15 protein-coding genes and 2 pseudogenes are annotated in these 16,711 nt (G+C 35.3%); 3 read left to right on the forward strand and 14 right to left on the reverse strand.

All coding sequences use genetic code 11. The annotated features are described in order from the left end of the window. Positions 1-838 precede the first annotated feature (838 nt). Positions 839-976, forward strand: a complete 138-nt coding sequence (locus bsdcttw_RS25515) for a tyrosine-type recombinase/integrase (RefSeq protein ID WP_185255322.1) — start codon at positions 839-841, stop codon at positions 974-976. A 375-nt stretch (positions 977-1,351) separates the two neighbouring features. After that, complete coding sequence (locus bsdcttw_RS13145; RefSeq protein ID WP_185255323.1) at positions 1,352-5,128, forward strand: CARDB domain-containing protein; 3,777 nt, start codon at positions 1,352-1,354, stop codon at positions 5,126-5,128. A gap of 202 nt (positions 5,129-5,330) precedes the next feature. On the opposite strand, the gene bsdcttw_RS13150 is transcribed toward bsdcttw_RS13145, so the two are convergent. The 12 genes and pseudogenes from bsdcttw_RS13150 to bsdcttw_RS13205 all read right to left on the reverse strand — a co-directional run bounded on the left by bsdcttw_RS13150 (position 5,331) and on the right by bsdcttw_RS13205 (position 15,326). Then, positions 5,331-5,936, reverse strand: coding sequence for a class I SAM-dependent methyltransferase (locus tag bsdcttw_RS13150; RefSeq protein WP_185255324.1), 606 nt, complete (start codon positions 5,934-5,936; stop codon positions 5,331-5,333). A 174-nt stretch (positions 5,937-6,110) separates the two neighbouring features. Then, the gene (locus bsdcttw_RS13155; RefSeq protein ID WP_185255325.1) at positions 6,111-7,091 is read right to left on the reverse strand and encodes a GNAT family N-acetyltransferase; all 981 of its coding nucleotides are present in this window, start codon (positions 7,089-7,091) and stop codon (positions 6,111-6,113) included. A gap of 187 nt (positions 7,092-7,278) precedes the next feature. Continuing rightward, positions 7,279-7,791, reverse strand: coding sequence for a P-loop NTPase family protein (locus tag bsdcttw_RS13160; protein ID WP_185255326.1), 513 nt, complete (start codon positions 7,789-7,791; stop codon positions 7,279-7,281). Between the two features lie 177 nt (positions 7,792-7,968). Next, positions 7,969-8,511: a GNAT family N-acetyltransferase gene (locus bsdcttw_RS13165; RefSeq protein WP_185255327.1), complete on the reverse strand. Its 543-nt coding sequence runs from the start codon at positions 8,509-8,511 to the stop codon at positions 7,969-7,971. A 290-nt stretch (positions 8,512-8,801) separates the two neighbouring features. After that, the gene (locus bsdcttw_RS13170) at positions 8,802-9,290 is read right to left on the reverse strand and encodes a hypothetical protein (protein ID WP_185255328.1); all 489 of its coding nucleotides are present in this window, start codon (positions 9,288-9,290) and stop codon (positions 8,802-8,804) included. A gap of 378 nt (positions 9,291-9,668) precedes the next feature. Beyond that, positions 9,669-10,343: a class I SAM-dependent methyltransferase gene (locus tag bsdcttw_RS13175; protein ID WP_185255329.1), complete on the reverse strand. Its 675-nt coding sequence runs from the start codon at positions 10,341-10,343 to the stop codon at positions 9,669-9,671. A 176-nt stretch (positions 10,344-10,519) separates the two neighbouring features. Next, positions 10,520-11,452: a phosphotransferase enzyme family protein gene (locus tag bsdcttw_RS13180; RefSeq protein ID WP_185255330.1), complete on the reverse strand. Its 933-nt coding sequence runs from the start codon at positions 11,450-11,452 to the stop codon at positions 10,520-10,522. Between the two features lie 418 nt (positions 11,453-11,870). Then, a complete protein-coding gene (locus bsdcttw_RS13185; protein ID WP_185255331.1) occupies positions 11,871-12,656 on the reverse strand; it encodes an EFR1 family ferrodoxin in 786 nt (261 codons plus the stop codon). 111 nt (positions 12,657-12,767) lie between these two features. Further along, a complete protein-coding gene (locus bsdcttw_RS13190) occupies positions 12,768-13,187 on the reverse strand; it encodes an RrF2 family transcriptional regulator (protein ID WP_185255332.1) in 420 nt (139 codons plus the stop codon). 245 nt (positions 13,188-13,432) lie between these two features. After that, positions 13,433-13,624 (reverse strand): annotated as a pseudogene (locus tag bsdcttw_RS25400) (putative PEP-binding protein); the annotation flags it as partial. Positions 13,625-13,669: 45 nt separating this feature from the next. Next, positions 13,670-14,410, reverse strand: coding sequence for an SDR family NAD(P)-dependent oxidoreductase (locus bsdcttw_RS13200; RefSeq protein WP_185255333.1), 741 nt, complete (start codon positions 14,408-14,410; stop codon positions 13,670-13,672). A 154-nt stretch (positions 14,411-14,564) separates the two neighbouring features. After that, positions 14,565-15,326, reverse strand: a complete 762-nt coding sequence (locus tag bsdcttw_RS13205) for an SDR family NAD(P)-dependent oxidoreductase (protein WP_185255334.1) — start codon at positions 15,324-15,326, stop codon at positions 14,565-14,567. Positions 15,327-15,490: 164 nt separating this feature from the next. On the opposite strand from bsdcttw_RS13205, the gene bsdcttw_RS13210 reads away from it, so the two are divergent. Continuing rightward, positions 15,491-15,913, forward strand: a complete 423-nt coding sequence (locus bsdcttw_RS13210) for a MerR family transcriptional regulator (protein WP_185255335.1) — start codon at positions 15,491-15,493, stop codon at positions 15,911-15,913. Here bsdcttw_RS13210 and bsdcttw_RS25520 read toward each other — a convergent pair. Further along, positions 15,908-16,096 carry an aldo/keto reductase gene (locus tag bsdcttw_RS25520; RefSeq protein WP_408626491.1) on the reverse strand — a complete coding sequence of 63 codons (189 nt, stop codon included), beginning with the start codon at positions 16,094-16,096 and terminating at the stop codon, positions 15,908-15,910. The two genes, bsdcttw_RS13210 and bsdcttw_RS25520, sit on opposite strands and share 6 nt — an antisense overlap. Positions 16,097-16,266: 170 nt before the next feature. Next, positions 16,267-16,518, reverse strand: a pseudogene (locus bsdcttw_RS13220) (phosphorylase family protein); the annotation flags it as partial. Between the last annotated feature and the right edge of the window lie 193 nt (positions 16,519-16,711).

Raw genomic sequence — 16,711 nt, forward strand, 5'->3', positions numbered from 1 at the left:
GATAGCGTTTAACCTTTTTTCTATTGATTCTACTACCTCCGGAAACAAACATCCCGATATAAAGAAAAATCTATGAAGCATTAACGAAAAATTATAACAATGAGCAGATTCATTTGCAAACGCATATAGATACTTGAATAGGTTTATGACAGGCGCCATCTTCTCGTCAAATATCGGGATACCAGTTTTAAACCCCATTTCCATAATTAAAGGAAAAAAATTTCTATACAGTTATCTTTGTAATAATGTATCAGGTGTTCTAACGTCTTTTTGTCCCTGTTCGACGTCTGAAATCCGTCTAGATTATTCAAAATGGCATGAACTTCATCGATTGCTAGTAAAGCTGAAACAGAATTGTTAACATCATTTCCTAAATCATTAGAATTTTGCAATGTAGCCATGCGTAATCTTATAGCTGGTCCTCCTTGTTCTAACAACCAATTTTCCAATATATTTAGCATACAGCCTCATGAAATATAAATAACTTACATTTATAAATGTCCGTACTCTTCTGCACTGGAAAAATATCAATCTTAATTTTATCCGGAGCAATTGCCATATTCCATCAATCATTTTTTAGAAGGTAACATATATCGATATATCATTCAGCTGGTTGCTTCTCTCTCGCTTGCATAGCACTATATGCCTCTGTCGGAGTGAAGTCAATAGAATACGGCACTGCTTTATCTTTATATCTCAAAACTAAACTGCTAGCGCAGTGGTTCTCTCGCTTTAGGTAATTCTTCCCTTTTTTACATTTTATCATTTTATTTACACACGGTAAACCTTTAAAATATAATCTTAAACTATTTTAAAGGGGTCATTTCTAAAAAATAAAATGACAACCAGAGCCGCTGGAGATATTTTTAGAAAAGCTCTCCGTCAATCAGGAGTTTATAACCCCGGAACGATTCACACATTACGACATTGTTTTGCCACGCATCTTCTTAAAAATGGAACAGACTCCCCTGTATAATTGACTATTGATTTTATTACTATATTTGGTATAATATGTATATATTGGTTTAACGTAAAACTTATAAGGTTTTACGTTAATCTTCCTGTAGTATTTAGGCATTATTTTACCAATAGAAGCAATTTAACTAATACCCAAATCAACTTAACGTAAAATGCAAATCATTAGATTCTCTTAGCTTTTTTGTGTCCTATTTTTAAAGTTTCGATTTTTATAAACCTAAATTAACATAACGTGGTTAATGAGCGGATCATGTTTATGGATATGAGATTTATAAAAGTCTTAATATATAACTTACTAAGGAGGTGAAGACTAACTTTATCTTTTGGAGGAAGTGGTATTTATGGGAGTAAACAAAAAATATTGGAGGTAAACATGAAAAAGTATTTTAAAAAGGGTATTAGTTTTTTCCTAGCATTAGTTCTAATTTTTTCACAGAACAGTTTTTTTATGACATCTTCCTTTGCAGCTGATACTGCTAATTTAGCGCAAGGAAAATCCATCACAGCAAGCAGCGTTACACAGAACTACGTAGCTACGAACGCAAATGATGGAAATGTTAATACGTATTGGGAAGGTTCACCAAATTCATACGCCAACACACTTACAGTAGATCTTGGAAGCGCTCAATCCATTAACAAAGTTGTGTTAAAGCTGAATCCTACTTGGGAAACTAGAACACAGACATTATCCGTTCTTACAAGTACCGACAATGCAACATATACTTCAAAAGTTGCATCTGCAACATATACTTTCAATCCTTCTAACTCTAATGCAGTGACAATTACATTCGCTGATACAAGTGCTAGATACATAAGATTGAATTTTACTGCCAACAGTGGCGCAACTGCAGGTCAAGTGGCAGAAATCGAAGCTTATGGTACAGCGGTTACAACTGGTACTCCTGACTTAGTTGTTACAGATATTTCTTGGAGTCCTTCTAATCCAGCAGTTGGAAATGCAGTAACTTTCAGTGCTACAGTTAAGAATCAAGGTAATGACGCAACACCAGCAGGTACAGTTATCGGTGTTAGCTTTACAGTTGATGGAACACAAGTAAGTTGGTCAGATACCACCACTTCTTCTTTAGCAGCTGGTGCATCACTAACTGTTACATCCAACAGCGGACCAACTGGATTAAAAACTTGGAATGCTACTTCTGGTAGTCATAATGTGACAGCATGGGTTGATGATGTTAACAGAATTGCAGAATCAAACGAAAACAATAATCAATTTTCCAAAACGATAATACCTGGTACTGTAACACCCACACCAACTGCTACACCAACACCAACCGCTACACCAACACCAACCGCTACACCAACACCAACCGCTACACCAACACCAACTGCTACACCAACACCAGGGCCAGATACAAATCTTTCAGTAGGCAAGTCAGTTACAGCATCTTCATCCATTTACACATTTGTTGCAACAAATGCCAATGACGGAAATACGTCTACATACTGGGAAGGTAGCGGACAGCCTGCAAATATAACAATGAACTTAGGCGCAAATGCAAACATTACGTCATTGGTACTGAAGTTGGATCCATCTTCTGCATGGGGACAACGTACACAGACTATAGAAGTACTCGGACATGACCAAAACACTACAACCTTTACAACATTAAAATCTGCTACAGTATATACCTTTAATCCTGCATCAGGGAACACTGTTACAATTCCTGTAACAGCAACTGCAAGTGAAATAAGACTCAACTTTACAACTAACTCCGGTGCACCTGCTGGACAGATTGCAGAGTTTGAGGTTTACGGATCAGCAGCTCCAAATCCTGATTTAATAATAACTAATTTAACAAGTTCACCAACTTCACCAATTGAAACTGATGTTATTACTTTAACTGCAGCAGTTAAAAATATTGGAACAGCTTCAGCTGCTACTTCCGATGTTAAATTCTACATGGGAACAACTCTTGTAGGAACTGAAAATACTCCTATAATTGCAGCTGGTGCAACCGCTAATGTTTCATTTATTATAGGAGCCCAAAATGCAGCTTCATATCAGTTAACTGCGAAGGTTGATGAAGCTAATACTTTAGTGGAACTCGACAATTCAAATAACAATTATACAAGTTCAACAAATCTTGTTGTAGCCCCTGTACAAAGTGCTGACCTTATAGGAAACATTTCTTGGACACCAAGTAATCCAAGTGCAGGAAATACAGTAACTTTCACAGCAAACCTGAAGAACCAGGGAAATATTGCTTCAGGAAGTGGAGCACACAATATTACATTAGTACTTAAGAATTCTGCAGGTGCAACTGTTAAAACCTTTAATGGTTCATATACCGGTTCTTTAGCTGCCGGAGCATCAGTAAATGTATCCATGGGAACATGGACAGCAGTAGATGGAAGCTACACACTTGCATCTACCATCGGAACAGATTCCATGGAGGTTGCAATAAAGCAGGCAAACAACACTAGCACAACAAGCCTTTATTCAGGCCGTGGTGCTAATATGCCATTTACTGTATTAGAAGCTGAATCCTTAGCGAACTCAACTAACGGAACAAGATTGGCTCCTATTTATAAACTTGCAGACTATGCAGGTGAAGCATCAGGACATTCAGCAGTAAATCTCGATGCAAATGGAGAATATGTAGAATTTACACTTACAACTCCTGCAAACGCATTTGTACTGCGTAATGCCGTTGCTGAAAATACTACAGGAACAGTTAGTATTTATGCAGATGGAGTTGACAAAGGAAACTTTAATGTTACTTCCAAGTACTCATATGTTTATGCAACACCTACAACATTAGACAGGCTTGGATATGATAATTCAGGTACAACTGCATACTGGCTCTATGAAGATTCCCAATTAATGCTTGACCAGGTTTATCCAGCAGGAACAAAAATCAAAATCCAAAAAGATGCTGGTGACGTTTCATGGATAGATGTAGACTTGTTGGAAACTGAAAACGTTGCTCCAGCTGCTACAAATCCAGATCCAAGTAAATATGTTCAAGTTTCAAGCACAAAATCTATTGACGCGGCTCTGCAAGAATTTAGAAATGATCCAACAAAGAAAGGTATATTTATTCCTGCAGGAACATGGACAATCACTAACCAGATTCAACTAAATACACGTGCAACGGAAGTTATTGGTGCTGGTCCATGGTGGACTAAGCTTCAAGCTCCACAAGACCAGTCAAATACTGATGTTGGATTCACTATCGCTTCATCAGCTAACGGTTCAACCATTAAAGACTTGTCAGCTTGGGGTAACTATCAATACCGTTCGGACGGTCCAGGAAAATTCCTTAACGGTAATGGTATGCAGAATGTAACCATCGATAATATTTGGGCAGAACACTTTGTATGTCTGTATTGGGGTGTTAACTCCTCCTACAACACGTTTAAAAACTGCCGTATCAAGAACACATTTGCAGATGGTATCAACATGACAAACGGTTCTTCCTATAACACTATTAACAACTGTTATGCACGTGCAACAGGTGATGACTCTTTCGCAATATTTAGCGCAATTGATGGAGGCGGAGCAGGTTATAACACAGGTAATAAGTTCACAAATCTTACAGCTGTCTGCCCAAGACGTGCAGCATGCTTTGCAGTATATGGCGGATCTGATAATTTATTTCAGAACCTCTATGGTGCAGACACATTAACATATCCTGGTGTCACAATCAGCAGCTTGAGCTTTGGTTACAACACACTCGGATTTGGTGATGTAGACTGCGTATTTGACGGAATAACCCTAGACAGATGCGGTGGTGACTTCTACACTAGTAACGGCGCAGATGACAAGATCAATGGCTACCAGAACTTCGGAGCAATTTGGTTATTCTGCGGAGATAGAACCTTTAAGAATATTCTCGTAAAAAATGTTGATATCAATGATGCTATATACTCTGGTATAATGTTCCAGACCAAGTATCCCGATAAGCTTTCAATGCAGAATGTACGCTTTGAAAACATCAACATCAACAGACCTGGACGTTACGGTATCAAACTCTGCGTTTCTGTTGAAACAGGACAAGGCCCATGTCTTGGCTCTGCAAGCTTCACAAACGTTAAAGTCAATAATCCGAGCGTTGCGGCAATTTACGGACAGTCAGGTTGCCCTGGCTTCACAGTAAATAAAATTGGAACAGATAACAACTGGTAAGATCAATTAGTAGCTAACCGGAGGGACTTCCCTCCGGTTACTTTATGGTGTGCCCAGTGGGCACACCATAATTAAAAGCAGATATCAAACGGTATCTGCTTTTTTGGTGCATTACTTCGGATAACTATCTATTCATAATGAGAAGTTAACAACAGAGAATAAATCTGTATTTCTAACTTATTCATCCACATATGTTTTACTATTATTTTCTAGCTTCAAAAAATAGTATGGTGTCTTTTATGTAAGTTTGTATCTTAGTAAAACCTGCTGTTCTAAAAAAAGTGCTTAATTCTTTTGAACTGTAAACTCTGACATCTCCATTATGCGAGAATGGGAATACAGCCATATTTGCAATCCACCGTATAAGAGGGGAAAAATATGGTTCAGCCATGTATATAACCCCATCATTTTTTAAAGTCCTCATACATTCATCCGCAAACCCTTGAGGCTGTTCAAAATGATGAAATGCGCAGGACACCGTAATCACGTTTATGCTCCTATTCTCAAAGCTGAGTGGAAAACAAGGCTGAGCTAAAAATGTACTATTAGGATAACGTTTCTTTGCAACTGCAATCATATTTTCTGAAATGTCAACACCAAAAGCATTTACTTTTGCATTTTTAGAAAGTTCAGCAAGCAGAAATCCATTGCCACATGCAACGTCCAAGATGGTATCTCCATTCTTAACAACGACTTTTTTTATGAGCTCAGCTTTATGAGCTCTTGTATAACTTCCCTCTGGCGATGAATCATATTCTAAAGCCATCTTGTTATATGTTATTCGAGATTGCTCTGTCTTTTTTCCCATGTACTTTTCTCCTCAAATTCAATTTGTCACAGTATAACAAAATCTTTATTTTAAATTACAAATTGTCACCAACAGCAAATCATTTTTAGTTAAATTATCATCTGTCTAATAACTATAATGGGAAGTTCATTTTATTGTATTTACTGTTTTCACTTGTATATCAAACAATCCCAATCAACTCTTCTTCCAATGTGTCCATACAATCCCGTCGTCAGAGTAACCAATTTTCTTATAAAATTCGTTCCCTCCGCCCGTCATATGAGTTGCACCAAGCTTCTTCATTCGTTCGTAATGTTTCGATAATGCAACCGCTGCCAATCCTCTGTTTCTGTATTCTGGTATTGTGCATAAGGGCTCCATATAAGCTAAATTGTTTTCCTTAACCCACCACATTCCGGAGTAACAAACATACTCTTCTTCATCGTTTGCAATGATTATATCAAATTGGGGAGTTGCATGAGGAGCCGGACACATAATACCTTTCCGCACACCATTATATCCCTTTTGTGGATTCCAGCTCGTTCCGCTATCTGCCTCTTCCCATTTTTCAAATGGACCTTTATCCTGCTCATGGTCGAATCCTTTCCAGCAACACCTAGCCAGTTTTATGGGATCAATCTCACTCTCCTTCACGAAGTGAAAACCTTCCGGCAGCTTATAAGTAAGTTCATTTTGAAAATCGAAAATGAAGTCTTTTTCTTCATAAACCTTACTATATCCTCTCTTTGTCACTGCATCAATCAGAAAATCCTGCCCTATAAATAAAATGAATTGTCTCTGCTTACCAAAATTCGGCATATATTCTTCAGCGTAATCTAATAATTCCTCCACTAATTCTTCATATCCCGGACGAAGATTAAAAAATATATTAGTAACAGGTGATTCAGTGAAAACAAATGCTACAACTTTGTCTCCATCAAACCAAATTCGATTCAAGTATTGATAAGAAATGTCCATCCATGTTGATGTGATTGCATATTCATAAAAAGGAGCCGCCACACCATTACTGAAATTGCGCCCATAGATTTCCACCATGAAATCCCATATTAAATTAATGTCTGTTAATATTTGAAATTGCTTTGTTTTAATACTTCTACTGCATTCTTCCATTCCTATATTGCAATCTGCTTTCCTCAAGTCCATTTTTTCTTTCATTTATACTTTCTCCTATACGGTATTATGCTTTCACGATTCACTTCTCATATCACTGCTCACTACAAATTCAAAATCATCTATAAGCAATGCTTTATGTAATAAATATAATGGGAAGTTCAGAATCCCACGTAACTAGGAATTTTCGTTCGCTGTTGAGAAATATTGTATATTTAATGTACGAATACTTTTAAATAGTGCATTTCCTTATAAAGTTATTAATCTCTCTATCATTTTTTATTACAATAACTTTCCCTTGATATGGAGATATTCTTTCTTTTAATTTATCAATTCCTAGATCATAATCCTTCGACCAGTGCAACATACATTTAAGCATATTAATATTAGGAATATATATACATTTTTCAACACCAAGTTGTTGTTTTATCCATCGTTTAATAATTCTATGATTTCTTATCCGTGTTGGGACTTCAAGAAGTACAATTTTATCAGCTACCTTTAAACCCTCAACAAAACACGGTCTTCCTGTGTCTTCAATTATCCACATTGACTGTTGAATTATTGAGTAAAACATATTATCTCGTTCTTCAGGTTGCCTTTTTCGATTTCCCCATGGGCTCGATTTATCTGGAATATAAACAACTTCATCAAGGGATTGATACCGAATATTTAGTTTTTCTGATAACTTTCTAGCAAGCGTAGTCTTACCACTGGACACCGCACCGACAATGTATATTTTCATAATCCCTCGTTTATTCCGTTTTTGACAATTCACCCTTTATAACAACTGTGAATTATACAATCGCTTGAAAAGTTTTAATTTATCTGTTGCTTTTGATTACATATTACCTTTTAAATATAATGGGGAGTTCAAAATCTTATGCAAATTTGAATTTGTCATTCGTGTTATGCTTATAATTCAATTAATGTTCATATCCATCTGAATGTCGTAACGATTAACAATCAATCCCGATTTTTCACCAAGAATGGTGTCAACATACACACCGCCGTTGACAAGAATTGTTTTATTACTACCAATGTTTATATCACGACAAACAATTCGTATTTTATCAATCCCAAATGCTTTTGCTTTCTGTAAGCCCAGCCGTAACTGCTCTTTTGCGTACCCTTTACCACGTTCGCTTGGACAAACCGAATAGCCAAAGTTTGAGGCAAACTCTATGTCGTCATCATCGTATTCGAGTTTGTGACGAAAAACAATGAAACCGACTATCTTACTGTCGCTTTCACGAAATGCCATATACCAAGTTAATTTGTTGGACATATTTTTGCAATACTGAAGCCAGTCAAGTACATTGTCATACTTTTCAAGATAATCTAAACCTGGAATTCTGCTTGGATCGTATGTAACTCTCTCTCGTTCAGCAGGAAATTCTGCTCTATATTCTTCAATTTTCTCTGCAAACTCAGCAGATGGTTTAATTAACTTAATGTCTCTCATTTTCTCATGCCAACTTTCACGTTAAAATTTGGTATATTATGTTATACAAATAATATGTAGTTAAAAATCACTTTTCAAATTCGAATTTTTCTGCAACATTCATTTCTACTTAACTAACTAAATAAATATACTGGGAAGTTTAGTATCCCATGTAAATTGGAATTTTTCTACTTCTTATAATACTAATTAGCTTTATCTTAAACCATTTGAAAAAACCCATGAATAAAACAATTCTTTTGATGGCTTTTTATATTCATAATCAAGTAATGATTTTGAAGTTTCAATAATATTTAATGATTTTTTAATACTGCATCAATTGATAACCCTGTAACATCGAGTTCTATTTCATTCACAAGTGGAGTACGATTTATTATCTTATCATTAAGTTTCTGTTGTAACTCAAAATCGATAAGTCCATTGTTTGGGCGATTCTTCATTTGATTTTGTAATTGATGAATATCATAACAAATAAGTTTTATAGTTACAAATCTATATCCCTTAAAAACAATTGGTATATCAGATGTTCTTAAATCATCAATATCAGATGCTATAACATTTTTATAACCTAATTTATTAAAACAAAATAACATTGCTACTTGATTTTCCCAACAGGTTAATTCTTCAAGCTCTCCGGTCATTTCTTCAACGCCATTACGAGAAAAAAAGTCAGGAACCATCCATTGCTCAACACAGGTCGTTTTATAATGTTCTAATAAACCTTTTGCTAATGTTGATTTGCCAATACCGCTGGTTCCAGTAATAAATATAAAATCTTTCATTTCAACACCTCACCAAATATGAATAATCTGACAAACCTTGTCTGATTTTTCACCCCACATAATGGTAGGGGCAGTGTTAATTCTAATGTTTTGCGTATGCATTTTAATCTCCAACTATTGAGGTATTCCTCCATAGGTTTAATAAATATAATGGGAAGTTTAGAATCCCACGTAACTAGGAATCTGTTTTATGTTTTCGTTCGCTGTTGAGAAATATTGTATATTTAATGTACGAATACTTTTTAAATAATGCATTTCCTTATAAAATTATTAATCTCTCTATTATTTTTTATTACAATAACTTTCCTTTGATATGGAGATATTCTTGAAAGTTAAAATTACTTTTTATTACGCTTTACACCATTTGTTAAAATTTTATTATATTCTTTCACAATATATTTTCGTTACTCTATTACAACTTAACAGTCCATCCACACTATCACGGTCAAATGCTGCGTTTATTGCTGCGATATGTGCGTCATATATGGGGTCGGTAGCCAATGGATATTCTTCCTGTGATGCGATGTAGGCAAGCCAGTTCTCCCGCGTATACTCCATAGGGTTAGGAAATTCCCAAGTCATTGGGTTTGTGAAGAAAGCATCAGTAGTCTTTTTACTTAAGTGTATCATCCCTCCACCGGGGGTTAGATTGTAAATTGCCATGACTAATCCACCTGGTTTAACGACACGGCAACATTCTGCGCGGAACGAATCCAGACTAAACCAGTGTAGTGCATGAGCAACAGTGAGAATATCAACACTATGATCAGGGAGTGTTGTGGTTTCCGCAGTGCCATCAATAATCTTTACGTTTGAAAAAGGTGCTAACGTAATGGTAAGTTGCTTACGCATATCTGCATTGGGTTCAACGGCAAACACAGTATATTCGTGTTCTGCCAGTTTTACTGTTAATTTTCCTGTCCCTGCTCCAATATCTGCGAATACCGCACCTTTTGGCGCAAGCCCGACGATTGTGTCTATAGCCGCCTTGGGGTAACCCGGACGTCCTTTGGCATAGTCTTCCGCCTTGCCAGTAAAATTTTCTATACTCATTTACTTTCTCCTCCAAGTAGTCTCTAGTTCGCACTTTTCATCAACACCGAAATTTATCACCTTTTTGTACCCATTTACTAAATAAACATAATTGGAAGTTACATCAACTTCTTAGTTTACTTATTTTGTATCGTACATAATGATTTTTATCTTTATTAATTAATCTAGGATTAATTTCATCCTCTATATTTTTTTAGTAGTGGAATGAAGGTCTCATCGCACCACTCAGGCAATCTTTTATAAAACCAATCCTCATTAATCCACAATTCGTAATGCAGCACTATTCCTAAAATAATCTGTAGTGCAAAATAGATATCAATTTCATCAGCATTAATTTTGCAACCCGTTAACCCTTCATAGCCTTTTATTATACTAAGCCTACAATTAGCTTCATTAATAAAGCAATAAATACTGCCGAAATCCAACATACGGGTACTATATCCGAATAAAGAGAAATCAATTGGTATTAGCTCATCATTAGTTAGTATAATATTTGATAATGATAAGTCCGAGTGCAAACAAATATAATTTGCTTCTGATTGCTTCAATTTAACACCAATTAGCTCCAATACATTGGTTATTATTACATAATATTTTTTATTAAGTCGTTCATTATTTAATAAATATAAAAAGAGTTCTTGAGACCTTTGGCATAACTTCTGATCATATCTTAAACAGTAATCTGCGTTATAGCCCTTTGCAGCTATATGAACCTTAGCCAGCATCTCACCCAATTTATACCCTAGTTCTTCTGATAATTCACCTTTGTCCAAGTTTCTGCCTGGAAGCCATGTTAACATTGTTGCAACAGTTCCATCTCTTAGCACTGTAACTAATTCATTATTATTATTTAGAATCGATGATTGCACGTTCAAGCCATTGGATTTTAGGTGTTCTAAAAATTTAAGCTCACTTTCACGAACTTTTAACATATTGATATCATTATAAAAAGGTGCCGCGCTAAATCCGGCTTTTGATTTATGTATTCTAAGTAGAAACTTATCATCAATGCAATATGTCATATTTTCATTATGGCGGATTAGTTCAGCCTTGGCACCAGTCATACCATAAAGTTGTAAAGCATTGTCTAATAAATTTAGTTCACACATATAACACCTCTGCTATTATATATTTGTTCCTTAAACATCTACGACAGTAAAATAACTTACTTCCGATTATTGTTATAATATTTATTTCCAATATATCACTTATTGGATAATATTACAAATTATATATACTATAATATTCGCTTTTATTACATTCTTAATTAATGAAAGCGACAAAATGTATTGTAGTTCTATATACCATTGTTAAAGACTAACCGACAACAATCAATTCAATTGTCGTTTAAATATAGTAACGACAAAACCCCTCAAACACTGATGTTTAGAGGGGAATTAAATATTATAGTTTTGTTGTTTAATGCTTGAACCCGATGGGGTCTTGGAGGTATGATATAATTCTAAAACTGTAATATATCTTCACTAATATATTTACCATTGCTTAAATTTCGTATATTGCCTAACCCTACTGTCGATTGTTCTTATTGCCTTCTATTATTTCTTTTACACTAATACTAGGATTAGTATAACGTCCTCTGTTTTGTGTCTTATTCTTATAATTAATAGCCTCCTTAGGGCACCACTGCACACATGCCATGCATTGTTCACAATTGTGATGGAAACTTGGCTTATTATTTTCCATTTTGATATTGCTAACCGGACAAACTTTCTCACAAATTCCACATCCAATACAATCATCGGAAACATTAAAGCCTTTGTCTTTTCTGGCATATATTACTTTTTGTCCGAAAGCCGTTGATAAATTCAGAGCCTCATTTACTTTACCTGCTGGTTGCTGTGTTTTAGAAACTATCTTTCGTACCAAAACAGGTATCTGGTCAGTAGCAGTCTGATATTTCTCCAGGTTTCTCTCGTTCATTTTATACATCGCAACGTAATTTCCAACCATAATAATTTCTTCTGCAAAATTAAGTGTCACACCCTTTTTTGCTAAAATTTTGGCAGGAACAGTTAACGCAACACCACTAATATTACCGCATCCAGTCACAGCAAAAAAATATGCATTTTTACTTTTTTCAATCGACATTTCATTTATAAACCGAGTAACTCTCCGAGGCAAATTAAAGGCATATGTCGGATAAACAAAACCTATATAATCATATACTTTCGTATTGTCATGCCTTCCTTTCCCCATTGATATTAACTCGCAATTTGGTAATGCCTCAGCAATTTTCTTAGCTACCTGTAAGTTATTTCCTGTTCCTGTAAAATAATAAACTACACTTTTCAATTAAATCTACCTCCTCATATAAGATTAATTATATAAACTATATATCTTTTTTATATAGTTATGTGTAAAATTTTAACTGACAGATGCTGCCAGTTATTATGAAAATTTACTTTATAGCGATTTAGCTATATCAGTTAAAGTTGTTTTTTTAAGAGATTCTTTCATAGCGATTTCGGCATCCTCCATATAACCTGCTATAAGAGATTTTAAATTATCAATTCTTGAATCTTCAATTAGAAAATCAATATCCATTTTAAATAAAGAACCATGTTCAACCGATAAAAATATGTCCAGCAAAGTTATTTCGGCAATTGGTTTTGCCAAAAGTACTCCGCCTTTTGCCCCTTCTTTTGTTGCAGTAAGTCCAGCTGCATTCAGACTTCTCAAAATTCTAACCACTGTAGGTGCCGGTATTTTAAGAAATTCTGCAATTGTATTTGTTGATACAAACTCAAACCCATACTCATCCATTTTTTGATTTATCAAGAGACAAATCGTAATTGCACGCGAAAACTCTGTAGAATATGCCAATGAACTTACCTCCTCATGAATTATCTATATAAACTATACATTTATTTTATATAGTTGTCAATAGGATAATTAAATGATACATAATTTTTATTGGCTCAGCCTAAAAAATCAATACTAACCACAGAACATGCCTTGAAGCGGTAAAAATGTTGCCGCCAGAAGCTGGTGGGGCCTTGGCGGCAAATATTCTGCAATATATCTATATATTATAGCGACACTATTATGTCATAAAGAATTTTTCAAATCTAAGATTCTAGAATTTTCTTTCTTACCGATAATATCATTCCCGGTGAAACGGATAATTCATCAATTCCCATTTCAAGGAATGTCTTCGTAAGTTCAAGATCCGCTCCAAGTTCTCCATAGATTCCAATCCATTTCCCATTGGCATACGCATTAACAGCAGCAATCTTGATAAGGCTTAAAATGGCATGGTGTGCTTTCTTCTAGAAATTTTTAAAAATCTGCCTTGATTTGATCAGTTATCCGTGTATTTGCACTTCGTAATCTGTAACGATTTTCCCGTCAAATTGAATCATCTGACCGTTGTGGTTTTCCGTGTCAAGTACGAGTTTGGCGATGAGCTCACCCGCTTCTTCAGCTGATTTGATAAAGCCATCAAGCGCACCAACGGTATGACCGTTGAGTTCTGTCGCCACACCACCAGGCATGACGCCAAAAATCTGTTTGCTACTGCCCGTATTTTTGAACTCAAGTGCGTAAGTCATCGCCATCACATTTTGCGCGGCTTTACTGGTCTGATAAGCGAGCGGATGCCAGAAATTATTTGGCTGAATCGGTACCGTGATGTTCACGATTTTTCCATTTTCAGCGAGTTTCGGCAAAAAACTTCTAATCATCTCGTGTGTCCCGAAGAAATTGACTTCCATTGTCTCACGGAGGTCGTCGGTCGTGTAGTCAAACGTTGTTTTCTTCTGGTCAAGGGCGGGGCGGTCAGCCTTGTAACTGTCAGGAATTCCCGCATTGTTGATAAGCAAATCAAGCTGATCAATTTCTTCTGTAGCGTTGTGAATCGTATCAAAATTGTCTAAATCAATTTTGACAAAACTTGCTGTAATACCTTTTGTTGACAGCTTTCTAACTGCATCTTGGCCACGACTTTCACTGCGTGCGCCAACCAAAATTTCAACGCCTGATTTTCCGAGAGCTTCTGCAATAGCAAAGCCAATGCCTTTATTTGCGCCTGTGATGAGTGCTTTCATAAATTTATTTCTCCTTTACCAAGTTATATTTTATCGGTTCTATACGCCAGTTGAACTTTATCAAATGGTTTATAGTCTCTCCTAAGATTTTTATGGATTTCACCGTAAAGATATTTTTATTAAGTGAGCTACAAATGTTCATTTATAGCTTTAATTATAGGACTGAACCACATGCTTCAATACGTTGTCCGGTAACCCATCCCATTTCATCTGAGCATAAAGCCGCAACAACAGCTCCGATATCAGAAGCTTCTCCCATTCTTCCTAATGCAGTCTGTGAAGCAATCCTATCTTTCAATCCCGGATTTTTTATATAGATATCTCCACTAAATTCAGTGTTAACAGCTCCTGGAGCTACAACATTTGCCCTTATGCCTTTGGCTCCTAATTCTTTAGCCAAATATTTTGTAAAAATTTCTATAGCGCCTTTAGCAGAAGCATAGAGCCCGGAACCTGGAGAGGTAGAACGAGTTAACATCGTTGAAGTGTTCACAATCCTGCCTTCGTCAGCAATAAATGGAATTAGCTTCTGTGTTAAAAAGAAAACACCTTTGAAGTGTACATTTATTATTTTGTCAAATTCTTCTTCTGTAACTTTTAAAATAGGAGTATGGTTTGAAATTCCGGCATTATTAATTAAGAAATCAAAATGCTCCCGATTCCATTTATCTCTTAAAACATCCGATAACTTAGTGACGAAGGAATCAAAGGAAGATATGTCACTTACATCAAGCCGGATAGCAGCGGCTTTACCACCATTCAATTCAATTTCTTTCACAACCTCATCTGCTTTTTCCTTTTGGTTATTGTAAGTGATAATTACATCGATTCCCTTTTTAGATAATGATATTGCGGAATTTCTACCGATTCCACGGCTTCCGCCTGTAACTACTGCTATTTTACTATTTTTAATCATGAAAATACCTCCTTAAATACATTTACTATTCACTTGAAAACTAATTTCTTATGATTTATACTCATACTAATACCTAGATATATATCTAGGTCAAGCACCTTATATATTTTTTTTGTATATTTTTTATAATTTTTTTGTAATTCTTTTAAGGGAGGTATTGGGAATTGATTTATACTATAAAAGATGTTTCAAAAATATCAGGACTCTCTATATTTACAATACGTTTCTATGATAAAGTAGGGCTTCTTCCATTTGTGTTAAAAAACAACTCTGGAATACGAGTTTTTACAGAATCTGATGTAAATTTGATTCAGATGATTTGTTGTCTGAAAAATACAGGAATGAAAATTAAGGACATAAAAAAATACATTGACATGTGCATGGAAGGTACTGACACAATAGATTCGCGAAAAAAAATGCTTTTAGAACACCGTAGAGAGATTTTAGCCAATATTGATGCGCTCAATGATAATCTTAAGCTCATTGATTCTAAAATAGAGAGTTACGATTCTCGCAATGCAGCTCAAATTGTTAATGCGCAGCTAAAAAAATTAAATGATGAAAAATATGAGAATGGCTTACTATAATCCGGTTTGTTTATTATTTTTTGGTTTTGATGATTTAGGAATGATAATAATATCCCGCTGTATATGCCAGCGTAGAATCACTTGAGCTACTGTTTTATTATGAATACCGGCAATCTTCTTAATCTCAGGATTTTCTAACAATTCTATATTCCACTGGCCTAATGGTGCCCATGCTTCATGCAAAATCTGATGTTCAATAAGATAATTATGCAGTTCATTTTACTGAAACTCCGGATAAGTCTCTAATTGATCAACAATGATTTCTCGTTTTATCTGTAATGTCCATTATGAACTTCACTCTCTTTAACAAAAATAAAACAAAGTAAAATATTTACTAATGTAATTACAAACTTTTAAATCTGATAAATATTTATTGCAGACTCTAAAGTTAGATAAAAAAGTTTCTCACGAACAGTCAAATTTCTAAACCAGTTTCTATCGTTATAGTCTGATAAATCAAGAAGTATATCGCCGCTGTATAGCAATTGTGCAAATTTTATTCCTCTAAATTGTGCAATTGCAGCCATCGTAGCGCACTCCATTTCAACTACTTGGCAGCCCTCTTCTCTTCGGTATTTAATCATATCTGGAGTTTCTCTATATAAAGCATCAGTAGTCCAAGTCTTACATTCAAGATAAGATACATAGTTTTCTCCATTCCGCCGCCAAGCGGCGGCACAAACAAGATATTAAAAGTTGCAAACCACCACTCTATGATTTAAAATTCTTTATGAAACAGCAATACACTACAGAGCACGGTTGGAGGTGTGGTGAATTTATTTCAACCCCGTATAGTTA

Source organism: Anaerocolumna chitinilytica, assembly GCF_014218355.1.
In the GTDB taxonomy this organism is placed as follows: Bacteria; Bacillota; Clostridia; order Lachnospirales; family Lachnospiraceae; genus Anaerocolumna; species Anaerocolumna chitinilytica.

What these genes read in the sequence shown, in the direction of transcription:
- bsdcttw_RS13145 (WP_185255323.1), top strand. Translation starts at nt 1,352, where the DNA reads ATGAAAAAGTATTTTAAAAAGGGTATTAGTTTTTTCCTAGCATTAGTT.
- bsdcttw_RS25515 (WP_185255322.1), top strand. Translation starts at nt 839, where the DNA reads ATGACAACCAGAGCCGCTGGAGATATTTTTAGAAAAGCTCTCCGTCAA.
- bsdcttw_RS13150 (WP_185255324.1), bottom strand. Translation starts at nt 5,936, where the DNA reads ATGGGAAAAAAGACAGAGCAATCTCGAATAACATATAACAAGATGGCT.
- bsdcttw_RS13200 (WP_185255333.1), bottom strand. Translation starts at nt 14,410, where the DNA reads ATGAAAGCACTCATCACAGGCGCAAATAAAGGCATTGGCTTTGCTATT.
- bsdcttw_RS13170 (WP_185255328.1), bottom strand. Translation starts at nt 9,290, where the DNA reads ATGAAAGATTTTATATTTATTACTGGAACCAGCGGTATTGGCAAATCA.
- bsdcttw_RS13165 (WP_185255327.1), bottom strand. Translation starts at nt 8,511, where the DNA reads ATGAGAGACATTAAGTTAATTAAACCATCTGCTGAGTTTGCAGAGAAA.
- bsdcttw_RS13175 (WP_185255329.1), bottom strand. Translation starts at nt 10,343, where the DNA reads ATGAGTATAGAAAATTTTACTGGCAAGGCGGAAGACTATGCCAAAGGA.
- bsdcttw_RS13155 (WP_185255325.1), bottom strand. Translation starts at nt 7,091, where the DNA reads ATGAAAGAAAAAATGGACTTGAGGAAAGCAGATTGCAATATAGGAATG.
- bsdcttw_RS13205 (WP_185255334.1), bottom strand. Translation starts at nt 15,326, where the DNA reads ATGATTAAAAATAGTAAAATAGCAGTAGTTACAGGCGGAAGCCGTGGA.
- bsdcttw_RS13180 (WP_185255330.1), bottom strand. Translation starts at nt 11,452, where the DNA reads ATGTGTGAACTAAATTTATTAGACAATGCTTTACAACTTTATGGTATG.
- bsdcttw_RS13160 (WP_185255326.1), bottom strand. Translation starts at nt 7,791, where the DNA reads ATGAAAATATACATTGTCGGTGCGGTGTCCAGTGGTAAGACTACGCTT.